This window comes from Winogradskyella costae (assembly GCF_013403865.1).
In the GTDB taxonomy this organism is placed as follows: Bacteria; Bacteroidota; Bacteroidia; order Flavobacteriales; family Flavobacteriaceae; genus Winogradskyella; species Winogradskyella costae.
Genome location: NZ_JABFDK010000001.1, coordinates 1421141 through 1447566, shown reverse-complemented (window position 1 = coordinate 1447566; position 26426 = coordinate 1421141). Strand labels below are relative to the sequence as shown.

The 26426-nt window shown below is 35.8% G+C and carries 19 protein-coding genes; 11 read left to right on the top strand and 8 right to left on the bottom strand.

Going from position 1 to position 26426, the window contains the following annotated elements; translation table 11 throughout:
• Window positions 1-8 precede the first annotated feature (8 nt).
• A complete protein-coding gene (locus tag HM986_RS06215) occupies window positions 9-287 on the top strand; it encodes a F0F1 ATP synthase subunit epsilon (protein ID WP_179334173.1) in 279 nt (92 codons plus the stop codon).
• Between the two features lie 72 nt (window positions 288-359).
• Here HM986_RS06215 and HM986_RS06210 read toward each other — a convergent pair whose 3' ends face one another.
• Window positions 360-1127: an XRE family transcriptional regulator gene (locus HM986_RS06210; protein WP_179334172.1), complete on the bottom strand. Its 768-nt coding sequence runs from the start codon at window positions 1125-1127 to the stop codon at window positions 360-362.
• Between the two features lie 213 nt (window positions 1128-1340).
• Between HM986_RS06210 and HM986_RS06205 the strand changes: the two genes are divergently transcribed.
• A complete protein-coding gene (locus HM986_RS06205; protein WP_179334171.1) occupies window positions 1341-4361 on the top strand; it encodes a DNA polymerase III subunit alpha in 3021 nt (1006 codons plus the stop codon).
• A 258-nt stretch (window positions 4362-4619) separates the two neighbouring features.
• Window positions 4620-5837, top strand: coding sequence for a DNA polymerase IV (gene dinB / locus HM986_RS06200; RefSeq protein ID WP_179334170.1), 1218 nt, complete (start codon window positions 4620-4622; stop codon window positions 5835-5837).
• Between the two features lie 57 nt (window positions 5838-5894).
• On the opposite strand, the gene HM986_RS06195 is transcribed toward dinB, so the two are convergent.
• Genes HM986_RS06195 through HM986_RS06180 form a run of 4 tightly spaced genes read right to left on the bottom strand, consistent with a single transcriptional unit; the run spans window position 5895 to window position 7952 of the window.
• Window positions 5895-6101: a helix-turn-helix domain-containing protein gene (locus tag HM986_RS06195; protein ID WP_179334169.1), complete on the bottom strand. Its 207-nt coding sequence runs from the start codon at window positions 6099-6101 to the stop codon at window positions 5895-5897.
• A 2-nt stretch (window positions 6102-6103) separates the two neighbouring features.
• Window positions 6104-6913, bottom strand: a complete 810-nt coding sequence (locus HM986_RS06190; protein ID WP_179334168.1) for a DUF2975 domain-containing protein — start codon at window positions 6911-6913, stop codon at window positions 6104-6106.
• Between the two features lie 2 nt (window positions 6914-6915).
• A complete protein-coding gene (locus tag HM986_RS06185) occupies window positions 6916-7440 on the bottom strand; it encodes a DUF2975 domain-containing protein (protein ID WP_179334167.1) in 525 nt (174 codons plus the stop codon).
• Window positions 7441-7442: 2 nt separating this feature from the next.
• A complete protein-coding gene (locus HM986_RS06180) occupies window positions 7443-7952 on the bottom strand; it encodes a DUF2975 domain-containing protein (protein ID WP_179334166.1) in 510 nt (169 codons plus the stop codon).
• 130 nt (window positions 7953-8082) lie between these two features.
• On the opposite strand from HM986_RS06180, the gene HM986_RS06175 reads away from it, so the two are divergent.
• Window positions 8083-8499: a putative signal transducing protein gene (locus HM986_RS06175; RefSeq protein ID WP_179334165.1), complete on the top strand. Its 417-nt coding sequence runs from the start codon at window positions 8083-8085 to the stop codon at window positions 8497-8499.
• Here HM986_RS06175 and HM986_RS06170 read toward each other — a convergent pair.
• Window positions 8489-9985 (bottom strand): aminotransferase-like domain-containing protein, encoded by a 1497-nt coding sequence (locus tag HM986_RS06170; protein ID WP_179334164.1) that lies wholly within the window; start codon window positions 9983-9985, stop codon window positions 8489-8491. The genes HM986_RS06175 and HM986_RS06170 overlap by 11 nt on opposite strands.
• 99 nt (window positions 9986-10084) lie before the next feature.
• Here HM986_RS06170 and HM986_RS06165 point away from each other — a divergent pair, with 99 nt between their 5' ends.
• The 4 genes from HM986_RS06165 (at window position 10085) to HM986_RS06150 (ending at window position 15056) form a co-directional block, all read left to right on the top strand.
• Entirely contained in the window at window positions 10085-11917 is a 1833-nt protein-coding gene (locus HM986_RS06165; protein ID WP_179334163.1) for a TonB-dependent receptor plug domain-containing protein, read from the top strand.
• Between the two features lie 555 nt (window positions 11918-12472).
• Window positions 12473-13093, top strand: coding sequence for a hypothetical protein (locus HM986_RS06160; RefSeq protein ID WP_179334162.1), 621 nt, complete (start codon window positions 12473-12475; stop codon window positions 13091-13093).
• A 49-nt stretch (window positions 13094-13142) separates the two neighbouring features.
• Window positions 13143-14567, top strand: a complete 1425-nt coding sequence (locus tag HM986_RS06155; protein WP_394354218.1) for a flotillin family protein — start codon at window positions 13143-13145, stop codon at window positions 14565-14567.
• Between the two features lie 18 nt (window positions 14568-14585).
• The gene (locus HM986_RS06150) at window positions 14586-15056 is read left to right on the top strand and encodes a hypothetical protein (protein WP_179334160.1); all 471 of its coding nucleotides are present in this window, start codon (window positions 14586-14588) and stop codon (window positions 15054-15056) included.
• 671 nt (window positions 15057-15727) lie between these two features.
• Here HM986_RS06150 and HM986_RS06145 read toward each other — a convergent pair.
• Entirely contained in the window at window positions 15728-16024 is a 297-nt protein-coding gene (locus HM986_RS06145) for a Bor family protein (RefSeq protein ID WP_317167326.1), read from the bottom strand.
• A 681-nt stretch (window positions 16025-16705) separates the two neighbouring features.
• Here HM986_RS06145 and HM986_RS06140 point away from each other — a divergent pair.
• The gene (locus HM986_RS06140; RefSeq protein ID WP_179334159.1) at window positions 16706-17566 is read left to right on the top strand and encodes a cupin-like domain-containing protein; all 861 of its coding nucleotides are present in this window, start codon (window positions 16706-16708) and stop codon (window positions 17564-17566) included.
• Window positions 17567-17626: 60 nt separating this feature from the next.
• Entirely contained in the window at window positions 17627-18112 is a 486-nt protein-coding gene (locus HM986_RS06135; protein WP_179334158.1) for a DUF6646 family protein, read from the top strand.
• A 249-nt stretch (window positions 18113-18361) separates the two neighbouring features.
• On the opposite strand, the gene HM986_RS17895 is transcribed toward HM986_RS06135, so the two are convergent.
• Window positions 18362-18835: a regulatory protein RecX gene (locus HM986_RS17895; RefSeq protein ID WP_179334157.1), complete on the bottom strand. Its 474-nt coding sequence runs from the start codon at window positions 18833-18835 to the stop codon at window positions 18362-18364.
• A gap of 240 nt (window positions 18836-19075) precedes the next feature.
• Here HM986_RS17895 and HM986_RS06125 point away from each other — a divergent pair, with 240 nt between their 5' ends.
• Entirely contained in the window at window positions 19076-26272 is a 7197-nt protein-coding gene (locus HM986_RS06125; protein WP_179334156.1) for a GEVED domain-containing protein, read from the top strand.
• Window positions 26273-26426 lie beyond the last annotated feature (154 nt).

The window sequence follows — 26426 nt, the reverse complement described above, 5'->3', positions numbered from 1 at the left end:
AAAAGAATATGTATTTAGAAATTGTATCACCAGAAGCCACATTATTTAGCGGAGAAGTTACTTCAGTAACGGTTCCGGGAGTAAATGGTGAATTTCAAATGTTAAACAATCACACTCCTATTGTCTCTATCCTTAAAGAAGGACATGTAAAAGTGGATGGAACTAACATTCAATTAGAAAAAGAGGTTGAAGCAAAATTTACAAAATCTGATAAAGGATTTTGGTTAGCTATTAGTTCTGGTACATTAGAATTAAAAGATAATAAGCTAATTATTTTAGCAGACTAACACATCTTACTATAAAATAGAAAAGCGCGAAATAAAATATTTCGCGCTTTTTTTATGTCTTATAATAAAATATTATAGTCGTTTTACAGCCTCTAACTCTACCTTCAATTCTTGAAATAACATCATAATACTACTCAATTTTAATTCTTTTTCATCGTATTCTTGAGTATTAATACAACAGGTAAATTCCCATATTTCTAAGATGTTCTCTCGGGGAATTAAATATGGCTGGTAGGTTTTATTATCTGAGCTTAATAATAAATTTGAAATGTCTCCTTCAGGAATATAAATCCGTTTGTACACCAAACCATCATCCTTTGTTAAAATAATATACGTCCGTCCGTTTTTAACATCTCTAATATCATCTACAAATTTTGCGACAATAAATGCACCATCTTTTACAGGCAACATAGAATCTCCTTTTATAGGAAATGCGCGATGGGTACCCGTGGGTAAAAACGGTAATTTAATTTTCTGAAGCTGTTCTATATATTCCGGATCATCATAACCAGACAAATAACCAGCAGATGCTTTTGCGGGTATAATTTCAATTAAATCCTCGTTGTCTTCATTTACCGTTACAGGAAACAAAACCCGCTTATTCCCTACTTCTATAAACGAGGTGTCTGTAGCTTTACGCAAATCGTTTTTCACTAAGATATCAATCGGAATATCAAAGAAATTAGACAAGTCTATTAAACGGTCTATTGGCGGCTCTGAACGCCCTTCTTCATAAGAACCCACCATTGAGCGACTCCACTTTAATTCATCAGCAAAACGCTCTTGAGACATCTTTTTTAACGTCCGAAGGTGCTTTATATTAACTTGAATTGGTTTCATTTATAATTTTATTTTATTAATCATCAATTAAAAACGTGGCATGGTAACATTTGCAAAACTTATAACCCTTACCCTATTCACTATTGACTATTGACTATTGACTACTCACTATTCACTATTCACTATTCACTATTCACTATTTTAAATATTACTACAAATGTAAGCAATAAAAACTACACATAGTAGCTAATTTTACAATCTAGCTTTTTCATTATGTATTTAAATTGTCACACGTATTACAGTCTTCGTTATGGTACTATAAAACCAGAGCAACTCCTTGCTATTGCCTCAGAGAATGGTGTTCAAACCCTTGCGCTAACCGATATTAATAGTACATCTGCGTGTTTAGACGTGATGCGTTTATCTAAAAAGTATAAAATTAAACCGGTACTGGGTGTCGATTTTAGAAATGGAGCACAGCAACAATTTATTCTTATAGCAAAAAATAATCGCGGGTTTCAAAATATCAATGCTTACCTCTCTAAATTTCTTCATAATCAGAATTTACAAATCCCTGAACGACCAGACGAAGATTTAGCGGATTGCTTCGTGATTTACCCGTATTACAACGGCATAGATTTCGAATTAAAACACAATGAATTTCTAGGTATTACACCACAAGATCTTAATCGTTTAAAGTTTTCTAAATGGAATCAATTCAAACACAAACTCGTCGTTTTAAAAACGGTCTCTTTTCAGAATAAAAAAGGATTCAACACACACCGTTTACTTCGTGCTATTGACAATAATACCTTATTGAGTAAACTACCAAAGTCTGAAGAAGGTAAAGAAAGCGATATGATGCTACCTTATAACGACTTATGTGAAACCTATTCAGAATTTCCAAAACTGATCAGTAATACAGAACAACTTTTAGAAAACTGTACAGCAACTTTCGATTTTGAAAACACAGAACCTAAAAACCAAAAATGTCTCACTGAAAATGAAACTTCAGATTATGAATTACTGAAACAATTAACTTACAATGGCATTAATTATCGGTACGGCACCGATGTTGATCAAAAAGTTTATGATCGTATAGAAAAAGAACTCGATATTATTAAAAAAAAAAGTTTCGTCTCCTACTTTCTCATCAACTGGAAAATCTTAGAATACGCTCGTAACAAAAACTATTATTACGTTGGTCGTGGTAGCGGTGCCAATAGCATAGTCGCCTATTTATTACGAATTACTGATGTAGACCCAATTGAACTCGATTTATATTTTGAACGCTTTATTAATCTCTTTCGTCAGAATCCACCAGATTTTGACCTTGATTTTTCATGGAAGGACAGAGATGATATTACAAAATATATTTTCAATAGCTTTAAACACACAGCGCTTATTGCGGTTTACAACACCTTCAAATTTAGAGCGTCTATTCGCGAATTAGGAAAAGTTTTTGGCCTACCTAAGTCCGAAATGGATAAACTCACCAGAGGAAAATACACCCTTAATCAACTCGACAATTTATCGCAACTCGTCATTAAATACAGTACGTATATTGAAGGTTTTCCTAATTATTTAGGCATTCATGCTGGTGGTATTCTGATTTCAGAGCAACCTATTCATTCGTATTGCGCCACATTTATGCCACCAAAAGGGTTTGCGACAACACAATTTGATATGGTTGTCGCTGAAGATATTGGTTTGTATAAATTTGATATTCTCAGCCAGCGTGGTTTAGGAAAAATAAAGGAAGCGGTAGAGATTATTGATGCCAATTATAAAGAACAACCACCAATTGACATACACGATATAAAAGGGTTTAAAAAAGACGAACGTATAAAAGATTTACTACGCAACGCAAAAGCTATCGGTTGTTTTTATGTAGAATCGCCGGCCATGCGTATGCTTTTAAAAAAACTACAAGTCGATAATTATTTAGGCTTAGTTGCTGCGAGCTCGATTATTAGGCCTGGGGTTGCAAAAAGCGGTATGATGCGCGAGTATATTTTACGGTACCGTTATCCCGAAAGACGAAAAGATGCGCATCCTGTGCTGCAAAAAATTATGCCAGAAACCTATGGCATTATGGTGTACCAAGAAGATGTCATTAAAGTTGCACACCTGTTTGGTGGTTTAGATTTGGGTGAATCTGATATGCTACGTCGTGGTATGTCGGGAAAATTTAGATCTCGAGATGAGTTTGATAAAGTGAAACAGAAATTTTTCGACAATTGTAAACATGATGGTAAACCCGATGACTTAGTTGCCAATATTTGGAGACAAATAGAAAGCTTTGCAGGTTATGCGTTTGCCAAAGGCCATTCGGCTTCTTATGCCGTAGAAAGTTACCAAAGCCTGTTTTTAAAAGCCTATTATCCGTTGGAATATATGACCGCAACCCTCAATAATTTTGGTGGATTTTACAGCACAGAACTCTATGTACACGAAGCCAAAATGCATAACGGAATTATTGAAGCTCCATGTATTAATAGTTCTTTTAGTCAAGCCATTATAAACCAAAAAACCATCTTTTTAGGTTTTATGTTTTTACAATCCTTAGAATCTAAAACCATTACACGCATCCTTAGCGAACGCCAAGAACATGGCAAATTTAAATCGCTCGACGATTTCATAGAACGTGTTCCAATCTCTATGGAACAGATGTCCATTTTAATTAAAATAAACGCCTTTCGATTTACAAATATTAATAAACGTGAATTGCTTTGGGAAGCGCATTTAAAAATTAGTAAAACCGTCATTAAAGAAGACATCATTACACTATTTAAAACCGAACGCGTAACATACAACACACCTGAACTGCCAAGTACAGATCTAGAAAACGCTTTCGATTCGATTGAATTACTAGGTTTTTCCCTTTGTAATCCCTTTTTTTTATTAGAAATACATTCGATTAGCAATTTACGCGCCAAACACTTAACACAACTAGAAAACAAATATATTAGCATTGAAGGCTATTTAATTACCACAAAAAATACCAAAACTGCTAACGGAAAAATGATGCATTTTGGAACATTTTTAGATCGTGATGGCGACTTTATAGACACGGTTCATTTTCCTCCTGTTGTAGCCAAATATCCATTTAGGGGGAAAGGGATTTATAGTATCATAGGAAAAGTAATGATAGAATTTGATTGTGTGACTATTGAAGTTTCAAAAATGGAACGTTTGGCAATTATTGAAGATCCGCGTTATTCGGTAAAGTCTTTAAATCCTACATTTCAGAATAAAAAAAGCTTTCAAGACCTCAAACTGGCACAAGGATAAAACCAAAACCTACTCGTCACTTCGAGTGATTTATGAGGCACGAGTAAATTGTATCGAGAAGCATTTATTAATCAAAAGGTTCTCTATACAACGCTTTTTTCCGCTTTAGCTACAAAAATTGCCACGCGAACTGACGTTAATTATAAAAACAACAAAATTCTGCAGGGTCCTTTATTGACCTTGTAGTTATAAAACCATCTCTTAAATACACAAGGTTTTAGAAGCCTTGCGGAAAACCCAAATTACCCAAAATCAAGCATGAGAAACAACCGCAACATCGTACACATGGATTTAGATACATTTTTTGTGTCTTGCGAAAGACACACTGATAGTAGCCTTAACGGAAAACCAATTCTTATTGGTGGCACAAGCGACAGAGGTGTTGTTGCATCTTGCAGTTACGAAGCTCGAAAATTCGGTATCCACTCTGCCATGCCAATGCGTATGGCAAAACAACTCTGCCCTGAAGCTATTGTACTAAGAGGAAACTCTAGTGTTTACACCAAATTTTCAAACGCTGTTACCGACGTAATAAAAGAAAGTGTGCCGCTTTATGAAAAAACATCGATAGATGAATTTTACATCGATCTCACCGGAATGGATAAATTTTTTGGCTGCCACAAACTCGCTTCCGAATTACGACAGAAGATTATAAGAGAAACCGGTTTGCCAATTTCGTTTGGTTTATCGCTTAACAAAACGGTTTCTAAAATTGCGACTGGAGAAGCCAAACCCAACAATGAAATCCGAATTCTTTCTGGTGACGAAAAACCATTTCTAGCTCCACTCTCGGTTAAAAAGATTCCTATGGTTGGCAATGTAACTTATAAAACCCTATGTGACTTAGGTGTAAAACGTATACAAACCGTACAAGAAATGCCCATGGAACTCATGCATAAAGTATTAGGCAAAAACGGTTTAATGATTTGGAAAAAAGCCAATGGCATAGACAATTCACCTGTAATACAATACCACGAGCGTAAATCCATTTCTACAGAGCGTACCTTTGGGCAAGACACTACTGATGTTACCAAACTTAAAGGTATGGTCGTTGCGATGGCAGAGAATTTAGCGTATCAGTTGCGTCGTGGTCATAAATTAACAGCCTGCGTCACGTTTAAGATTCGGTATTCAGATTTTCAGACTTATACGCAGCAACAACGCATTCCTTATAGCGCCATGGATCACATGCTTATTCCTGTGGTATTAGATTTATTCAAAAAACTATACCACCGTAGACTTTTAGTGCGATTAATTGGCGTAAAATTTAGTCATTTGGTAGAAGGTGGCCATCAAGTGAATTTGTTTGAAGACAACGAAATGCACCTCAACCTAACCAGTGCTATGGACAAAATGCGCGAACGTTATGGAGATAGAGCCGTAATGAGCGCTGCTGGCATGGAAGCAAAAACGATTAGTCGCTGGAATCCTTTTAATGGAGAACCACCTCCTTTGTTGGCTAATCGACGACGATGATTATGATGTAAAACCAAACAGATTTTTGAAACCTAGCAGGTATGATCGTATACACATTTAGTCTTCTACATACTCCAAAATATCACTAGGCTGACAGTCCAAAGCTTTACAAATGGCTTCCAAAGTTGAAAACCGAATAGCTTTTGCTTTTCCCGTTTTTAAAATAGAAAGGTTTGCGGTTGTGATACCAACGAGTTCTGAAAGTTCGTTACTCTTCATGCCGCGTTTGGCTAATATGAGGTCTAAGTTGACTATTATGGGCATGATTATATGGTTAGATCGTTTTCGTGTTGAATTTGGTTTCCTTTATAAAGTAGAGTACTTAAAACAATAAGCATAAAACCTATTAAAAATAACATGAAATCAAAATCTAAACGTGGATTCATGGAAATGGTAACGTACTTTAAATTGTAATCTAAAGGACTAATACTAACATAAGGCAAATCAATACCTAAGATAAAATTAATTATAGAATTTAATAATACATGGCATATTAACAATATACCTATCAAGTTAATATTCTTATATAATTTTTGAGAAAATAAAAAATTCGCTTTTAAAGCTTTAAATATTCTTTTAAGGAAAAGGAACACAAGTAATAGTATCAATAAACCTAAATATGATCTAAAAATTATAAGACATTTATTAACCATCGTTTTCGGATTAACCGCTATGAATCCATTGCTTACGAGTTGTGTTGAAGTAAATTCATAATGATCCACCATATCCTTATTATGAATACTTACTATCGATTTAAAATTTAAAGAATCTTCAGAAGTTATTGGTTTAACATAAGTACCTGTTCCACTAGAATAACTTTGCCCCAAAGTATTAATACCTCCTTTTTCTAATTTAAAAAGCTCATTATTATACATTAGTTTTTCAGGGCTAATACTAAACTTCACTGGCATCTGATAACCAATAGAATGATGACTTCCAGACCGAAAATCGCCAACCTTACCATTACCTGTAAAAACTTCAAAACCAATTGCAACTACAATCCATATAATTAAAAAGTAAAATGAAATATTACAAAACCAATATAAAACCCAAACAAGTGTATTTTCCTTTTTCATAATTATATGGTTAAGTCGTTTTCTTCTTCCACAATTTTCCCGCGTTCAAAAATTTCGGCCAAAATATAAAATGCCAATCCTGCAGGAATTAAAAACGTGAATTCCGCTTTAAGTTCATCAAAGAAATTGAAGGTTGATTCGCCAATTAAAGCCAAAAGAAATCTAAGAATAAGCACATTAATAGTGTACCAAATAAATATGTTTCCAATTTTTCTAAAATACTTTATATTCTTGTCACTAAAATAATTCCCCTTTTCAACCTCTTTTAGAATAGATAAGAAATAACTAAAGCCATAAATTAGATACCCTCTCCAGAAGAAAAGCCCAGCACTAATAACATAGTAACTCCATTGAATCGCATTTTTTGTAGTAAACCAAGGTTCGTTTTTATCTGCATTTTTTGCCCAATTTTGAAAACTCTCAAATTGATTAAAATCAAACTCACGCATATCGTTTAGAAGTACTGAGACAGCACCTAACAATACAGCATAAGTGATAATGGTTAATGTTTTTGCATTGTCTTTCATAATCAAACCGTTAATTCATTTTCTTCCTTAGCCTTTTTCGCCACCTTAAATACCTCGCTTAATACCATAAAAAATAAACCCAAGCATAGTATTATTATATATGGACTTAGACCTAAATTTAATTTGAGTTGATTTTTTACTATCATTCTAACTAAAAACAGAAACACAGAACCTAATATACCTATGATCACCAAAAAGCGACCAATTTTATAAAAATTCACTATCACTTCTTCATGAAATGGCTCAGCCTTTAGGAAAAAATCTAAAGTTTTTCTAAACAAGTAAAAACAATAAATACTTACAAAAGTGAGTACCATAAAGAGAAGTAATATAAAGTGAACGAATGGATTCGAATAATTTACATTCGACTCACCTGCCTCAAACAAAATATTATATGCATCTGAATCAAAGAAACCATATATATAACCTATTGGTAGAAAAATCAATATAGGAATACAAGTAAGTATCCAAATGTAATCGGCTAAACCTTTTAAGATAGTCAAGTTTTTCATGTAAATTATCGTTTTACGATAACAAATATATAAAAATTATCGATAAACAATAATTTATCAATTTATTTCTCAGACCTGTCAGGTTTTTAAAACCTGACAGGTCTCCACAAGAATATAGTACCTTTACCACATGCAAGACACCTTCGTTACCATAGCCAAATTTCAATATTCAACAGAAGCCGAAATCATAAAAGGCAGACTAGAGTCTGATGGCATCCAAGTATTCCTAAAAGACAATATCACTATTGATACAGATCCCTTAGTAAGTAATGCTATTGGCGGTATAAAATTAAAAGTATTAGCTGCGGACGAAGCCAAAGCAAAAGACATTTTAAATTCCATTAAAGCGTATTCTGTAAATGATGACGGCGAAGCTATCACCTGTCCCAACTGCGGAAAACATCGTATTGAACTTTATTCGACCATTACCAATTTTAAATCCTTAGTCTCTTTTCTTATTGGTTTAATAACTGGGACGCTACCATTCAGTGCACGCTACCAATACAAATGCGAAGATTGCAAGACTGAATTCCCCATTAAAGGTTAAGCACCTTATCATAAGCGGTTTTAAGTTTTTTAATCACGATTTCGAGTTCGCCTTCATTTAAATGGCCAAAACCAAAACGAATGGCACACGTATTTTTATCTTGATATAAAATGGTTTTAGGTAGGAATAAATCTAGTTTCTCAGTCTCTTCAGCCAATTTCACTAAAGATATGGTGCTCACAAATTGCAACCATAGCGCCAAACCACCTAAAGGTATGTCCCAAGTAATAATACCTTTAAAATAATGATTTAAATACTGACATAAACAATCACGTCGCTGCTTGTAAGTAATGATGTTTTTTTTCTTAAGGCGATAGATTTCACCTTCAGAAATAAGCTCAGATAACATTTGCTCTTGTATTAAATCGCCTTGCTGATCTAACAATTGCAGATAGTTTTTGGCTTCGGAAATAAAGTTTTCAGGTGCCACCACAAAACCAGTATGAAAGCTAGGAAATAACGATTGTCCTAATTTCCCCAGATAAATAACCATACCATCTGCATCAGCACTTGCCATAGGTAACATCGCAGAACCTTCAAACTGAAAATCATAATCATAATCATCTTCTATAATAGCAAACCCATATGTTTTTGCGAGTTGTAACAATTGCAAACGACGTTTAGCACTCAATGTTACAGTTGTCGGATAGTCCCTATGCGCACAGATATATACACATCGAATGCTTTTCTTTACAAAATGCGTTTTAATATAATCGACATCTAAACCCTCATCATCTACCGGAATAGTTCTCATAGTGGCACCAGCTTCCTGAAAAATCATGTTAGCTGCGTAATTACTTAACTGCCCAACCAGCACCAAATCATCTTGTTTTATAAGCAATTGTGATACCACATAAAGGCTCATTTCGGTACTACGCGTATTAATTAAATGTTTAGGGTTGATATGAAACCCTCGCGTAGCATTTAAATAATTACAGAGCTGTGTACTAAAAACCGAGGGTGTTATAGCGGTTGTTCTGTTCCATTTATTAATTAAGGGTTTACGTTTCATCGCAGCACTATACCATCTCGAAAATTGGTGCACAGGATGCAAACGCAAATCGGGCTTACCATCATTTATAGAATATTTAGCAGTCGTTTCTTGTGCTGTGGAAGCCAAGTGAAACGATTTCTGAAACGGAAAACCAGCAACTTTCGGATACGAATACGCTTGTTGCAAGTGCTGAGTTGTGGCTTTAATTTTTGCCGTTGATTCTTCAGGTACCAAAACAAAAGTGCCTCTATTCGCTATGATATCTACCCAACCTTGCGAGGCTAATTCATCATAAATAGCAACAGCTGTATTGCGATGAATGTTTAACAACTGACTAAAAACGCGAGTCCCTGGCAACTTACTCCCTTTTTCTAAATAGCCACGTTGTATCGCATTTACGATTTGCTGTGCAACTTGAACATACACAGGTTGCACAATCGTTTTATCAAAGGTGATAAGCTGTTTTAGTATTTGACTAACCGGACTATTCATTGTTTTAAACCTGGACTACTTTAATCGTCCGCAAAGTTACGACTTTTGCAGCGTTCAAATAAAACCATACAACAACAAAGTCTTACAAAACATAAATAAATGAAAACTTTAGCTGCACTTTTTACATGCATTTTAATGGCCACGTGCCAACTTAATGCGCAAGAAACACAACCCATCATAAAAACAGATTCTCTAAAAGAGGTGATTATTACCTCAACACGAATTGATCTACCCTTCAAAGACAATTCCAGAACCATAAACATTATCACCTCTGCAGATATTAAAAGTAGTGCCGCCGTCACCATTTCAGATGTATTACAGCAAGTCGCAGGAGTCGATGTTAGACGTCGTGGCACAGGAGGAAGTCAAGCCGATTTATTTATTAGAGGTGGTGGTTTTGATCAAACACTATTATTAATTGATGGTATCAAAATGGACGATGCACAAACAGGACATCACACCTTAAATGCCGCGCTTCCTCTAGAAGTAATTGAACGTATCGAAATCATAAAAGGACCTGCCGCCCGCGTTTTTGGCCAAAATGCCTTCACAGGTGCTATAAATATTGTTACAAAATCGAGTTTAGATAATTCTGTTTCTGCTAATCTTGAAACAGGCTCTTTCGGTCAACTTAATGGGTCAGTAACTGTAGGGTCTGAATTAGAAAACTCAACACACATACTTCATGTGGGAAAAATGACATCTGACGGGTACAGAAACAATTCGGATTACGACAATTCTAACTATTTCCTTAAAAGTGTGTTCAATAAAAATAACCAAGCAATAGAAATGATTACCACTTTTTCTGAGCGTAAGTTTGGTGCCGAAAATTTTTACACCACCAATCCTGCATATAATGAATACGAAGAAACCCAAAACAGCTTAATTGCATTCACCACAAAATTTCAATCTGAAAAATTCAAAATTCAACCGCGTATCTACTGGAAACGTAACCAAGATCTATTTCTCCTAAAACGTTTTGAACCTGAATTCTTCAGAAACTTTCACCTGTCTAATAAAATTGGTGCCGAAGCCAATGCATCCTACACGTCTAAATTAGGAGTTACAGGCTTTGGAATAGACCTCTCTAAAACCTACTTAAAGAGTAATAATTTAGGGAATCGTAACCGTTTTATGACCACCTTATTTTTAGAACATCGATTCCAGTTTATAGACAACCGTTTAGATATTACACCTGGTGTTGCCGTCACCTATTTTTCGGATTTTAAATTTAATGGATTCCCCGGATTAGATGTAGGGTTCGATATTACCAACAACCTAAAAGCTTATGGAAATATTGGATTCACATACAGAATACCAACCTACACCGATTTATATTACAGTGACCCAAGAACCAACGGTAATGAAAACTTAGAACCCGAAGAAGCCTTTGCGCAAGAGATTGGTATTAAATACAACTCTCAAAACATTAGAGCAAGTCTATCTGTTTTTAATCGTGATGCCAAAAACCTGATTGACTTTGTAAGACCAAATACTGTTGAAGAAATCTTTACAGCAACCAACATTGCAGAAGTCAATACTAAAGGACTAGAAGTGGACGTGGCCTATAATTTTAAAATAAAGACCTTTAATCAAACCCTAGCTTTTGGTTATGCTTATTTAGAAGATGATATCTTAGAGCAAAACGAAGAATTATCGCGCTATGCTTTAAACACCTTAAAGCATCATTACACCACCAGATTAAGCACACAATTGTTTAAAAACATTAGCCAAAGCATTGTTTACAAATATGCCGAACGTACCACAGGACAAACCTACAACGTTTGGGATGCGTCAATAATGCTGCAATTAAAACAAGTAGAATTATCGGTAACAGCAAACAACATTTTTGATGCCGACTATATAGAATCAGGCTTTACACCAATGCCACCAAGCAATGTATTATTTGGACTGCGCTACAAATTCCTTTAAAAAAAGGAATCTCATAAATCGGAACTAAATGCTCATCGCAACGATCCTGCAAGGTCTTTTTTTTAACCTTGTAGGTTTTGTTTTTTATGTATAGAAAACCAATCATAACCCTAAACATCAAAACAAATACCATTGTCAGTTCGAGTAATTTTTGAGGCACGAGAAAATCGTGTCGAGAACCGTCACCAAACCTAGCGACCAAAACAAAATACACAATCCTAGAATGACTCTCTTCAGTCAACGTTAAGCCTTTCCAATAAATATTTCCTAAATTCCCTGTAACAAAATGCCTCCTTTCACTACTTATATATTGAAAGCAGTCCAAATCTCAAAACTTTTTTGAGGCTCCAAATAGTATAAAAACGACCGTACTTCTATAACCATCAAAATACAATCAGTATTTCTAGCTTGAATTACCATAATTCAAACGCAGCTAAAAACTGAGACTTAAAACGTCTGTCTGCTGATTGCATTGGGTCCGACTTACTTTCAAAAAAAAATTGCATAGCATTACAATGGTCGTATATTTAGTAACTCAAATTTAAACAGTATCTTATGGCAGAATGGTTTTCAAATCTAGAATTTCTATCCCAACTTTATTGGCTAGTTGCTATAATTGGTTCTCTCATTTTTTCTATAGTCATGGTCATGGCTTTTGCAGGTGGAGAAGCGGATGATATTGACGGAGACATCGAAGCCGGATTTCAATTTATTTCATTTAAAAACCTAATAGGCTTCTTTACTATTTTTGGCTGGAGTGGTATTGCGTGTATTGATGCAGGGCTCTCTACAGTACTAACTATATTTATATCGGTAATTTGTGGTTTGCTAATGATGGTAATTATGGCAGCGCTCTATTTCTTTATTAGTAAACTTTCGGATAGTGGCACCCTAAATTACAAAAATGCGCTCGATGCTGTTGGTGAAGTCTATATACCTATCGGCGCAGACCGTTCAAAAATGGGAAAAGTAAATGTAAGTGTGCAAGGCACAATGCGAGAACTCGATGCACTTACCGATTCTCTAATACCATTAAAAACTGGCACAATCATCAAAGTCGTCGACGTGACCTCTAACGGTATTCTCATCGTAGATCAAACACGCAAGCCCATAGAACCGTCACATACTATTACAGAAGAATTACCAAAATCAAAAAATCGACTTATAGAAAATTAAGTCACACTAATATTAAGCTTTATAACCAACCAATCAAATCTAAATGACTATGAAATTACTAACCATTCAAAACAACTTTAATATGGAAAGCCTAGGCGGTCCTATGCTGCTCATTTTTGTAGCCTTATTTGTTGTACTTACCTTAATTATTTTAATAAAACGCTACAAACGTTGTCCTTCAGATAGGATTTTAGTCGTTTACGGAAAAGTAGGTGGCGGACAATCGGCTAAATGTATTCATGGTGGAGCGGCTTTTATAATTCCTGTAATTCAAGATTATGAATTCTTAGAATTAACACCTATTTCTATAGAAGTAAATTTGGTTAATGCCTTATCTAAGCAAAACATTCGTGTTAATGTACCATCGCGTTTCACTATTGGTGTCTCTACAGAACCAGGTATTATGCAAAATGCTGCAGAGCGTTTATTAGGATTAGGACAAAATGAGATTCAAGATTTAGCACAAGAAATTATTTTTGGACAATTACGTTTAGTAGTCGCTTCAATGGATATTGAGGAAATTAATAATGACAGAGATAAATTCTTAACAAACATTTCAGAATCTGTTGAAACTGAATTAAAGAAAGTAGGTTTAAAACTAATCAACGTAAACATTACGGATATCGTTGATGAGTCTGGTTATATTGAAGCACTTGGTAAAGAGGCTGCAGCACATGCTATTAACGCAGCACGTAAATCGGTTGCTGAGAAAACAAGAGATGGATCTATTGGTGAAGCTAACGCTGTACAAGATGAAAGAACCCAAGTCGCAGCAGCTAACGCACAAGCTGTAGAGGGTGAAAATGCAGCGAAAATATCGGTAGCAAATTCAGATTCGTTACGTCGTCAACGTGAAGCAGAAGCAGAACGTGTGGCAAATGCCTCTGAAAAAGTACAATCTGCAAACGCCTTGGCAGAATCGTATGCCGCAGAGCAAATCGCTGAAACTGCAAGAGCAGAACGTGAGCGTTCGTCTCAAATGGCCGATGTTATTATACCAGCTGAAATTGATAAACGTAAAGTTGAAATTGATGCCGAAGCAGAAGCAGAACGTATTAGAAGACGTGCAAAAGGGGAGGCAGATGCCATATTATTTAAAGCACAAGCCGAAGCACAAGGACAATTTGAAATCTTAACCAAGCAAGCTGCGGGTATGGAGCAAATTGTAAAAGCGGCTGGTAACAATAGTAGAGATGCCGTATTATTATTAATTGCAGATAAATTACCAGAATTAGTGAGAATTCAGTCGGAAGCGATTAAGAATATTAAGATAGATAAAGTCACCGTTTGGGATAATGGTAGCGGTGGAGAAGACGGAAAATCGTCAACCGCTAACTTCTTATCTGGCATGTACAAATCAGTACCACCATTGCAAGAAATGTTTAATATGGCCGGTATGGATTTACCAGAATATTTAAAAGGAAAAGACAAAAAGACAATTGACGCTGTTGATGCTGAAATTGATAAGTTATAAAAACAATAGCATCATTTCTTGACAATAATTAGCTACAAAAGACCAATACCAACATTAAAATTTATGTATGGTATTGGTCTTTTTTTTATCGGAATACTTAGTATCGACACCTATTTTGGTGTGCTTTTCTTAGGAGCAGGTGTCTTCTTTTTCTATACTGATGGTATTGAAATTGACCTCACAACAAAAAAATACCGCAATACCACTAACCTATTTGGTCTCACCTTTGGGAAATGGAAAGACTTCCCTAAAATAGAATACGTCTCTGTGTTTAAAACCACACAGACCACACGCGTTTGGGTCTCCACAGCAAGTACTAATGTGACGGCAACCGTAGTTAAAGTCAACTTGTTTTATAATACCAATCAAAAAATTGAAGCCTATGAAACCGACTTTACTGATTTAGCTTTTGATATCGCCAAACATATAGCATCAGCCTTAAACATCGATGTCTTAGACGCCACATCTCGTGATACTAAATGGCTGTAATTTAAAACCAATTATCATTCCTGCGAAGGCAGGAATCTACTAGAAATAAAACCCTCCACTCCACTTAAGTTTTAGTGAGTCCGAGCCTACTTAGCATAAAATCTCAATAATAGAAAAATATAAATGATCAAGTGAATTCCTGCCTACGCAGGAATGACAAACCCTAAGGGCGTTTTAAAAATCATACCAAGAACCAATTAAAAAACAACCTATAATAAAATCCTAAATATCTAATCTGTAGATTATCTCCTTATGAGGATTTTAGGGGTGTTATTTATATTTGAAGCTACCGAGCGCAGCTCATTAATCGTGTATAAATACAATCTATAAATTCGAGTAATTATTAACTCAAAAAACCTTCGTACAACAAAGGAGAGTCTGCGGAGCTACATTACAACGAAATATATTGGGCTAATTCAATTTAAAAACCGATTTCCTAGTAAAAAAAGCAACCATTGCAAAAATAAAGAACAAGATAATTTTACCAACCAAATAACCATAGCCATATTCAGTTAATCGATCTAGATCCGTCAATACTATGTTGATAACGTTTATCAATAAAAAAAAGGATATAACGAATGCTATATAAAATATAATTTTTTTCATGTGTACAAATAACAAGAAGAAGCTATCTGTACAGATAGCTTCTTCCAATAAACTAATTAGAAAAACTATTTAGTAACTGTTGTAACTGTTGGTGTATAAATTCCAAAAGTAATACCAGAAATTAATCCATTAACAAACGTCTGTCTTGTCGTTACAGTATAATTTTCTGCTCCACCAGCCATAGCTTTAGAATCAGAAACACCGACTGGTGCTAAACCATAAATAACATAATGGTTCCATTCTGTCACTTTAGAGTTTCCTTGCGCACCATTACCTACAACACTTGTGTAAGAATAACACGACGTTAATAATATTGAAGCTACAAAAAGTCCGCTCATTAATTTCATTGATCTTTTAATCATCTTTTTTAAATTTTGGGTTAAACGTTATTTATTAATATTATGAATTTCAAGTATATTGTTGATATAAAAACATCATAGATAAAAGTGTTATGACTGATTTTTTTCAAAAAAAACGGAGTCAAACGTACTGAATTTCTTTTAAATTAATAATTTTTTTTATAAATAATTATATTCACTTCCAATAAATCAACAATTGAAAACAAGATCTAATACCAATAGAAATCAAAGCAAAAAAAATTAAACCTATAATAAAATCTTAAATATCTAATCCGTAGATTATCTCCTTAAGGATTAGTAAGAAATAAAATATATTCTATTTTTAAGCTACTCAGCAAAGCCTTCAGCAAAGCTAACAAGCACAACTAATTAACCTCCAACCACAATCTTCAAAATGTAAACAGACTACAAAAGCAACATCAACTGTCATTCCTGCGCAGGCAGAAATCTACTAGAGATAAAACCCTCCACTCCACTTAAGTTTTAGTGAGTCCGAGCCTACTTAGCATAAAATCTCAATAATAGAAAAATATAAATGATCAAGTGGATTCCTGCCTACGCAGAAATGACAAACCAAAACGAAGTTTTAAAAACCGTATAGAGAACCCACCACCAACCCATTCCAACATTTATTTAAAGATTACTAACCTTTTCTTAACTTTGCATCCTAAACTTTGCTAACATTTGAAACTCAATCTTCAAGATATTCCACGTGTTAAAACCATCACTAAGGAAGATTTCATAAACCAATACTTCAAACCACAAAAACCTGTGGTAATAGAGCATTTTATCAAAGATTGGCCAGCCTATACCAAATGGAATTTAGACTATATCAAAAAAGTGGCTGGCGATAAAACCGTACCACTTTACGACGACAGACCAGTCCATTACAAAGATGGTTTTAACCAGGCGCACGCCAAAATGAAAATGAGCGATTATGTAGATTTACTGCAACGCAAACCCACGCGCTATCGCATTTTCTTATGGAACATATTTAAGGAAGTCCCGCAACTACAAAAGGATTTTAAATTCCCTGATTTCGGATTGCGTCTCATGAAAAAGCTACCCATGCTATTCTTTGGCGGACGCGACTCGTACACCTTTATGCATTACGATATAGATTTTGCTAATATCTTTCATTTTCATTTTGAAGGTAAAAAGCAATGCATCTTATTCGACCAAAAACAGAATAAGTACTTATACAAAGTACCGCACTCCTTAATCACTAGAGAAGATATTGATTTTAACAATCCGGATATCAAAAAATGGCCAGCCCTAAAAAATGCAAAAGGGTGGATCTGCGATTTAAACCACGGAGAAGTCCTCTATATGCCCGAAGGCTATTGGCATTACATGCGTTACATCACTCCAGGATTCTCCATGAGCTTAAGAGCCATTGCCCGAAATCCTAAAAACCTCAGCAAGGCGATTTATAATATTTTTGTAATGCGAAATTACGATAACTTCATGCGACGTCTAAAAGGCCAAAAATGGATTGACTATAAAAATAAAAAGGCCATATCCGATACCAATCGTTATATTTAATTTTCTGACATTAATAAAATACTATTTGTATATTTGACCCCTATTTTTAAAATTAAAAACATGAAAAACATTGTATTAGTAGTCGCTTTATTAGCTTTTAGTTTTGGTAATGCCCAAGCCTTTGAAGGTAAAGGAGATCAAAAATTTCAAGTTGGAGCTAATATTCAAGATTACGCTACAGGAATTAATGTAAGTTTCGATCACGGTTTAGGAGAAAATATTTCTATCGGTGTATCGTCTTCTTACTCCTTAGGAGGTGCGGACGGTATCGAAGATCTAGATTTTGGAGATCGTTTCGATTTAAAAGCACGTTTTAATGCTAACTTAGGTAACGTTATTAATATTGACGAAAATTTTGATTTCTATCCAGGGTTAAACCTAAGCCTTAAAAACTTTGGTGGCCATATTGGCGCACGTTATTTCTTTACAGAAGGTTTTGGTGTTTTTACAGAAGCCAACTTTCCTTTAGCTAAATATGATAATGACGACGTAATAGACATACACAATCAATTTGCATTAAATATTGGTGCTGTTTTTAACTTGTAGATAAAACAGACTACTACGCTGTTAGAATTAAGAACACAGTTTAAATTCTAACAACAAACAAAATACTAAGCCTTTTCATTCACGTGTTAAGGCTTTTTTTACGGAACTAAAGCAGACCAAAACAAAGACTTTCAAAATTTACAACACAAATATCAAGTCTTAATCCTCAATTCTCAAATCTAGATTCTTGGTTCTAGACTCTTGGCTCTTGGCTCTCTTCTCTCTTCTCTATACTCCCAACAAAAACCATCATTCCACCACCCCATTCAACCGCTCATAAACCAAATGAGATTCCCAACCCCGATACAACAAATAATCCGCCACCTTTTTCTTTTTCTTATACACATTAGGCTCTTTAACCTGAGCAATACGTTTTTGCACTAAGTCGTCTAAGGTGTTGTAATAATCATCCAAATCAATTTCCTTTAAAGCGGTATCAATACTATATTTAGAAATATCCCGAAACTTCAACTCGCGTACCAAGCGGATTTTACCCCATTTCTTAATTCTGAATTTCCCACGTACAAAGGCTTGTGCAAAACGTTCTTCATTCAAAAAATTATGAGCTATTAGATGCACTATAATCACATCCATAGCATCCGGAATCATACGCATATCGCGGAGCTTCTGCCGCACTTCTTTATGGCAACGTTCTTGGTAAGCACAATAGTGCTCTAATTTTTTGCGCGCCTCGTCTACTGTATATGTTTTAGTACCATCCATTCATTTCAAAAATACAATAGATTAGCAGAAAACAGGGCCATAAAACATATAATTAATGCCCTCATTAAACCCACAAACAATTAGCAAAATAAATCATGGCGTTTAGCCCTAATAACACTTTATCGTTGTTTTACGTATTTAATAGATAAACCGTAGGAAATCTTAACTATTTGTTAATAAATACCTACTTTTCAAGACACTGACTAGCAGTGTATTTAATATACCTTTGGTCGTAGTTAATTGAATCAATTTATCCCTATTATCCCTATGGTAAAAAACTACTCACTAATTTTTATAGCATTTTTATGTTTTAGCTTGTCTGGTTATGGGCAAACTTATACTAAGATTACAAGCTTAGCAGAACTCACAGATGGATATTATGTAATCGCGGAAGAAAATGACGCCTACGCAATGAGCAATAGTCATACTGGTAGCGTTTTAGATGAAACAAGTATAGCTCCAGTAGCTTCGGTTATTACAAATCCACCAGCTACAATTATTTGGAAAATAGAAACTAATGGTTCAGGTAGAACGATATACAGTGAAGACAGTTCTAAATATGTATCTTATACTGGTAGCAGTAACAACGTTCAAATTGTAAATGCCGTAAGTACTAATAACCAACGCTGGAATATCACATATAGCGGAGGGAATTTCATTTTTTCAAACCTTGCTGTAACAGCTAGAGATTTGCAATACAATCCTGGTGCACCACGCTTTGCTTGTTATACAGGAAGTCAAAGAGACATAGCCCTATATAAACTAGATGCTCCTGCTGGTCCAACCATAACAGCAGCACCAACAACCATTACAGGTTTAGATTATTTTTATAATATGCCTCCCTCTTCTGAAGATACTTTTACAGTAGAAGGAAGCCTTTTAACCAATGATATTGTAATCACAGCACCAACCGATTTTGAAATTTCATTAACTGCTGGCACTGGGTTTACAAATAGTATTACCTTAACTGAAAGCAGTGGTACAGTAGCTTCTACTACAATTTACGTAAGATTAATATCAGGAAAAGCTCTTGGGACGTACACTGATGATGTAGATATTACAAGCACAGGTGCATCAACAAAAACCGTTTCTGTTAGTGGAGATGTGGTAGATATATATTGTGAACCTATCTGGCCAAACGCTGGTGATTCTGAAATAGAAAGTGTGTCTTTAACAGGAGAATCTAGTTCTATAAATAATACAGCAAATACATGTACAAATGCGGTACAATATAATATAAGTGAATCCGCAGATTTATTTCAAGGATTAAGCTACACATTAACTGTAGATTTCGGTGATTGTAACGGAGGCGCTTATTATGATGGAGCTGGTGGAGTATGGATAGATTGGAATAATGACGGAGACTTCGATGATACTGATGAAGAAATTGGCGTGGTAGACATCACCACATCTGCCGCTGATGCTGTTCAAACAGAAACATTTACTATTAATGTTGATGCAGCACAAACTATCGGTGATTTTAGAATGCGAATTTTACAAGAAGAAGGTGAAGCTGTAGGAACAGTTGATGCATGTGACTCTGACGACGATATGGATTATGGAGGAGTAGAAGATTACACTATAACTATTATTGCTGCAACAGGAAACTTAATTACAGTAACACAAGCCACAGGCGGAACAATTACTCCAGGCACAACCAACGTAGCAGATAATGCCAACCAGAGTTTTACGGCAACACCAGATTCGTGTTACACCTTTACCAATTGGGTCGTAAATGGTACCAATGCAGGAAGCACAAATCCATATCCATTTAATAACGTTATTACAGACCATACAATTACAGCAGTTTACACGCAAGACACTTATAATATTACAGCATCCGCAGGTGACAATGGATCTATTAGTCCATCTGGAGTTACAAGTGTTGATTGCGGAGACGATCAAACCTATACCATTACAGCAGATCCTGGTTATGCCGTTGCTGATGTTTTAGTTGATGGTGTCTCAGAAGGGGCTATTTCGTCCTATACGTTTAATAATATAACTGCTGCGCATACCATAAGTGTTAGTTTTATAGTTTATGTTGGGCCTTGTTTTACAATGTATGGAAACAATTTCCCTAATAAATCATCTAATACTTATGGATCTGGTAATGAAATAAGGTTAGCCTCTGGTTCAAATCCAGGATCAATTTCCACCAACCCTCTATCTGGGGTATCTGGAGATGTTACTGTTCAATTTAACGCAGAAGGATGGGATAGCAATGAAAATCAAGTCACGGTAACTTTAAATGGTGTTTCTCAATTTTTTAGTACGATTGATGATAACTCATTCAATATATATTCGGCATTATTCACTGGAGTACCTGCAAATTCTGTTTTAGAATTTTCCACGATTTCTGGAAAACGAGTTACTATAGAATTAGTAGAATTATATTGCATGGTACCATGCACAGCACCCGCCGACCCAACAGGAAGCATTACAGGCACAACACCAGCATGTTCCTCAACAGACCTAACCTATACTGGTACTGCCGCAGCAGGTACAGTGAATTATTGGCAAACAAGCCCTACAGGAACCGACGAAACCTACAATACTACAGCAACCTACTCCGCAACGACCTCAGGCACGTACTATGTAAGAGCCTATGACACGGCTGGTACCTGTTGGTCAGATAACGCATTAAGTTATGTGGTAGTCATAGAAGATGGTGTACCAACATTAACGCAACCATCCGACCAAACCGAAGTGATACCAGATACAGCAACATTCTCAGTCAGTTCCTCGGATACAGACAACTACCAATGGCAAGTTAATACAGGCTCAGGATGGAACAATGTTACCGGAGGGTCTGGTGCCACTACAGATACGTACACCACAGCAGCAACATCTGCACCAATGGATGGCAATCAATACCGTTGTATCCTTACGAATATCTGTGGGAACACCACGTCTAATGCAGTAACCTTAAATTTAAGTAACGAAGCGCCAAATAATGCAAGAAATATTGAAGGCTGTTTTGAAGATACCAGCGTAACTTTAAATTGGGATGCACCAGCATCTGGTGTAACTCCAACAGGTTATATGGTATTTGCCAGAGATGGTGGTACAGACCCAACAGGCACAAAAGACGATGCTAACACGTATACGCCAAATACAGACTTTTCCGCGGCAACACCTGTTACACCAGTATCTTTAGGGCGAGTGGTATATAAAGGAACAGCCACTACAGCTACAATTACAGGTTTAACTGAAGGCAATAACTATTCCTTTACCGTATATGCCTATGTGGGAGAAACACTAACTGGCTGGGCCAATGGTGGTACAAACGGAAGTACAGTAACTAACGGTTTAGCACAAGGAGATATAACCAACCTATCAGCAGCACCATTAACTAATAAAGTAACTCTAAACTGGAACAATCCTTTACCAACGGCATGCTATGATCAATTAATTATCGTAGCTAATCAAGGTGGTGTTACGTTTACACCATCGGGTAATGGCTCTGCTTATTCCGGAAACGATAATGATGTTTACACAACATCAAATCAATTGGTGTACGAAACAACCTCTAGTGCGTCAACCAAATCAATTACAGGTTTAATCAATGGCACTAATTATTGCTTTAAAATATTTATTAGACGAGGAACCACATGGACCGAAGGTGTGGAAATGTGCGCGACCCCTTCACTAACTTATTGTGATTCTTACGGTGATGGTGGTGATAATTATTTAACACTCACCAATAATGTTCAATTTAACACCATTGACAATGGTTCCGATAATACCGATAATGCTTATTCAGATTACACAGCAATATCTACAACAGTAACCCTTGGCCAAACTTATAATTTAGAAGTTAGAGTGAATACGGATGGTGAATACTTTACAACCACGATGGTTTGGATAGATTGGAACAACGATGGTGATTTTTCAGATGCCAATGAAGATTACGACTTAGGAGTAGCATACAATGCTATAGATGGTTCTACTGACGCAAGCCCATTATCTATTGAAATACCATCTAATGCTGTTATAGCGGCTACCAGAATGCGTGTTTCTACAAAATACTACGATACGGATGACCCAATAGATCCTCTAACACCTTGTGAAATTGGTTTTGATGGTGAGGTTGAAGATTACACAATTAATATAGCACAGCCAATAAATGCTGAAATAAATATTAAAGGAAATAATATCTCTATAGAGAACGGATTTAATGCACCTTATGGTCTAAACAATACCCTATATGCATCTACAAACGTAGGAGCTACTGGTCCTGAAAAAAGCTATATTATTGAAAACATTGGTGCAACAACTTTAAGTTTAACAGGAACACCAAAAGTTGAGATAATTGGTGAACATTCTAGTGATTTTATAGTAACCTTACAACCTAGTACCTCTATTGGTTCTGGATCTAACTCAGAGTTCAGAATAGAGTTTAACCCAACTTCAGATGGAGTGCGTAAGGCTCAAGTAAGTATTGAAAATTCAGATAGTGACGAAGATCCTTATATATTCGACATAGAGGGCTCAGCAGTTTGTAGTACGGTGCTAATAAGCTCTATTTGGCCAACCGAAGGACCAGAAAACACAGAGATAACAATTACATCCGCAAATAACCTCACAGGGGCTGTTGCAACTATTAATGGATTAGCTATGAGCACTGTAACCTCATCAGCATCAGAATTAATTGTTTTATTACCAGCTGGTGCCACTAACGGAGATATTTCCGTGTTATTTTCTACAGGTTGTTCCTCTGCAAATGCATTTACTGTGTTAAGTGATGATATAACAAGTTGTGAAACTACTTCTGCATCCACACCTCCAACCGATTTATTTATGAGTCAAATTTCTGATGCGACTACCGGAAGTTCGTCAATAATTGAAATATTTAACGGAACTGCCTCAACAGTTAACCTAAATAATTATAGAATTAGAATTTTTAATAATGGAAACGCATCACCATCGTCTACCTTAAACTTAACAGGAACAGTAGCCTCTGGTGCCGTACATGTTATCAGTATTGGTACGTCCTCGTGCGATTTTTATGCCGCAGGCTTAGATGGAAGCTTACCTCACCAAGCTTTTAATAGCGCCAGTGGAATTAACTTTGATAATGATAGTTCTGATTTAATAGAACTTTACAATAGTTCTACGTCGACATCTATAGATGTTTTTGGAGTTTTTGGCAGCGACAGTTGGTCTAATGGTTTAGGTGTAGATAATAATGGTATTAATTTTAGCAGACTAAATACAGCAAGCATGTTACCAACAACAACTTTTGACCTTGCTGCAGATTGGGACATTACAGATTGGACCACATGTGGAGACTCAAATTATAGTAATTTTGGCACTTATGACTTTGCCTTGGCTACGCCGCCTGCGGTATCAGTTTTAGCTCCACCTGTTTTTAATTGCACCAACCCAATTCAGATATCAGTAACAGCAACTGAAGGAGTACCCTCTAGTCTAAGTTTAACTTACCAATGGTTTTATTTAGAACCAAGTACAGCTACATTTATAGCTGTACCTAATAATGCAGATTTTAATGATGCAACAACAGCCTCCTTAAATATTGTTAATCCATTATTATATCTAGATTATCAATTCTATTGTCAAGTTAGAGAAGACGTTGCAACGTGTTATAAAGCAAGTAACTCTGTAAAATTAGAAACGGCCACGGCAATTTGGGATGGTACAGTATGGTCAGCCGCCCCTGGTATAGATACATTTGTAATACTCGATGATGATTACGACACAGCCATCGGAGGCACACAAACAAGTTTTGAAGCCTGTAACTGCACAATTACAACTAACTCCGAGTTAACAATTAATACTAACGATTATGTGAAGGTAGAAAACGACCTTGTTGTAGATGGTAAATTAACAATTAAACCGTATGGATCATTTGTACAAATTAATAACGCAGGAACAACGTCAGGCAACGTTTTATCAGATAAAACTAAAATACAAGTCGTAAAAAAGACTCCAGTGTTAGCAACACGTCATGAGTACGTGTATTGGAGTGCACCTGTATCTGGTGAAACAATTAGTGATGGTTTGGCGGAAGCGAATGCAGGAAGAATTTATTCATACAGTGGTCAAAACTATTTAGATGCTACAAGAGAATTGGGCAATAATGATGCAGAAGCTGCCGGACAAGATGATATAGATGACAATGGTGACGATTGGATATTTGCAAATGGCACAACTATAATGCAGCCAGGAGTGGGCTATGCTGCGACACAAAACAGTTTTGCACCTTTCCCAACGCAAATCGACTACGTATTTGAAGGCCCTTTTAATAATGGTATTTACAATGTGCCTATTTACAGGAATGACTCAGAATTAAATGATAACAACTGGAACCTCATTGGAAATCCTTACCCTTCTGCTATAGATGCAGATCTGTTCTTAGATGCGAATGCTAGCATTGACCAAACAGTTGATGCACCCATCAGCGGGGCTATATACTTTTGGTCCCACGATACTGCTGCAGCAGATTCTACTAATGGTAATGAAAACTTAAATTACGCACAAAGTGATTATGCCATTATTAATGGATCAGGTGAAACCATGGGAGGAGACGGTATAACACCAAATAGATTTATTCCTTCTGGTCAAGCATTCTTTATTTCTATGGGAAATGGGGCAACTGCAACAACAGTAAGTGGCGATATTAAAACAACAAACGTTGAGTTTAATAATAGCATGAGAGTTACAGAACATAATGATCAGTTATTTAGGTCTCCTACAACTAATATGAGTAATAAGTTATGGCTAAACTTAAATACAGACAACGGAGCATTTAATCAAATTTTAGTGGCGTATGTAGATGGAGCAACTGATGAAGATGATGGGATGTATTATGACGCCCAAAGAAACTTATCTACAGAAGTCAATGCGGTTATTTATTCACGCCTTGAAGATTTGGACAGTAAACAATTCGCAATTCAAGGTAAACACCCAAATAGCCTAACACTTGAAGAAATGATTCCGCTTGGGTTTATTACAACGATTACAGAACCTACAATTTATAGTATTTCAATACACCAATTGGAAGGTGCTTTTATAACTGAAAACGCAGTGTATATTAACGACAAACTATTAAATACATTTCACAACCTTAAAACTTCAGACTACACCTTCACCTCAGAACCAGGCGAATTTAACGAGCGTTTCGAAATTGTATTTACACCATTTACACTTTCCGTTAACGACAACATAGTTGATACTAATGAAGTAACGATTACGGAATTTCAAAATGGAGATGTTCAAATTAAAGTTGGAAACAGACACACGATTAAACATGTTGCTATTATAGACGTTACAGGGCGCATCATTTACAATTTACAAGGCAATGATTCTATTGAGGTTTACGACCTTTCAAAATTGAGTCAGGCAGCTTATATTGCTAAGATCACCCTATCCAACGGACAGGTCATCAGTAAAAAAGCCATCAAACAGCGCTAAATAACACGCTATATATTTTGTAAAATAAGTCGCATCTAAAAAATGCGGCTTATTTTGTTTAACGCCAGCAGTGGTAGGGCCTTAAAAAGAATTACAACCAAAGCTTAATAAGGGTTCACCCATAGCATCCTCGGGTCATACTCGGGTGATAAGC

Coding starts and splice junctions, on each gene's coding strand:
- HM986_RS06180 (WP_179334166.1), bottom strand. CDS start 7,952: ATGAAAAACTTGACTATCTTAAAAGGTTTAGCCGATTACATTTGGATA.
- HM986_RS17895 (WP_179334157.1), bottom strand. CDS start 18,835: ATGGATGGTACTAAAACATATACAGTAGACGAGGCGCGCAAAAAATTA.
- HM986_RS06155 (WP_394354218.1), top strand. CDS start 13,143: ATGAAATTACTAACCATTCAAAACAACTTTAATATGGAAAGCCTAGGC.
- HM986_RS06160 (WP_179334162.1), top strand. CDS start 12,473: ATGGCAGAATGGTTTTCAAATCTAGAATTTCTATCCCAACTTTATTGG.
- HM986_RS06170 (WP_179334164.1), bottom strand. CDS start 9,985: ATGAATAGTCCGGTTAGTCAAATACTAAAACAGCTTATCACCTTTGAT.
- HM986_RS06165 (WP_179334163.1), top strand. CDS start 10,085: ATGAAAACTTTAGCTGCACTTTTTACATGCATTTTAATGGCCACGTGC.
- HM986_RS06135 (WP_179334158.1), top strand. CDS start 17,627: ATGAAAAACATTGTATTAGTAGTCGCTTTATTAGCTTTTAGTTTTGGT.
- HM986_RS06185 (WP_179334167.1), bottom strand. CDS start 7,440: ATGAAAGACAATGCAAAAACATTAACCATTATCACTTATGCTGTATTG.
- HM986_RS06210 (WP_179334172.1), bottom strand. CDS start 1,127: ATGAAACCAATTCAAGTTAATATAAAGCACCTTCGGACGTTAAAAAAG.
- HM986_RS06175 (WP_179334165.1), top strand. CDS start 8,083: ATGCAAGACACCTTCGTTACCATAGCCAAATTTCAATATTCAACAGAA.
- HM986_RS06195 (WP_179334169.1), bottom strand. CDS start 6,101: ATGCCCATAATAGTCAACTTAGACCTCATATTAGCCAAACGCGGCATG.
- HM986_RS06145 (WP_317167326.1), bottom strand. CDS start 16,024: ATGATTAAAAGATCAATGAAATTAATGAGCGGACTTTTTGTAGCTTCA.
- HM986_RS06205 (WP_179334171.1), top strand. CDS start 1,341: ATGTATTTAAATTGTCACACGTATTACAGTCTTCGTTATGGTACTATA.
- HM986_RS06190 (WP_179334168.1), bottom strand. CDS start 6,913: ATGAAAAAGGAAAATACACTTGTTTGGGTTTTATATTGGTTTTGTAAT.
- HM986_RS06215 (WP_179334173.1), top strand. CDS start 9: ATGTATTTAGAAATTGTATCACCAGAAGCCACATTATTTAGCGGAGAA.
- dinB (WP_179334170.1), top strand. CDS start 4,620: ATGAGAAACAACCGCAACATCGTACACATGGATTTAGATACATTTTTT.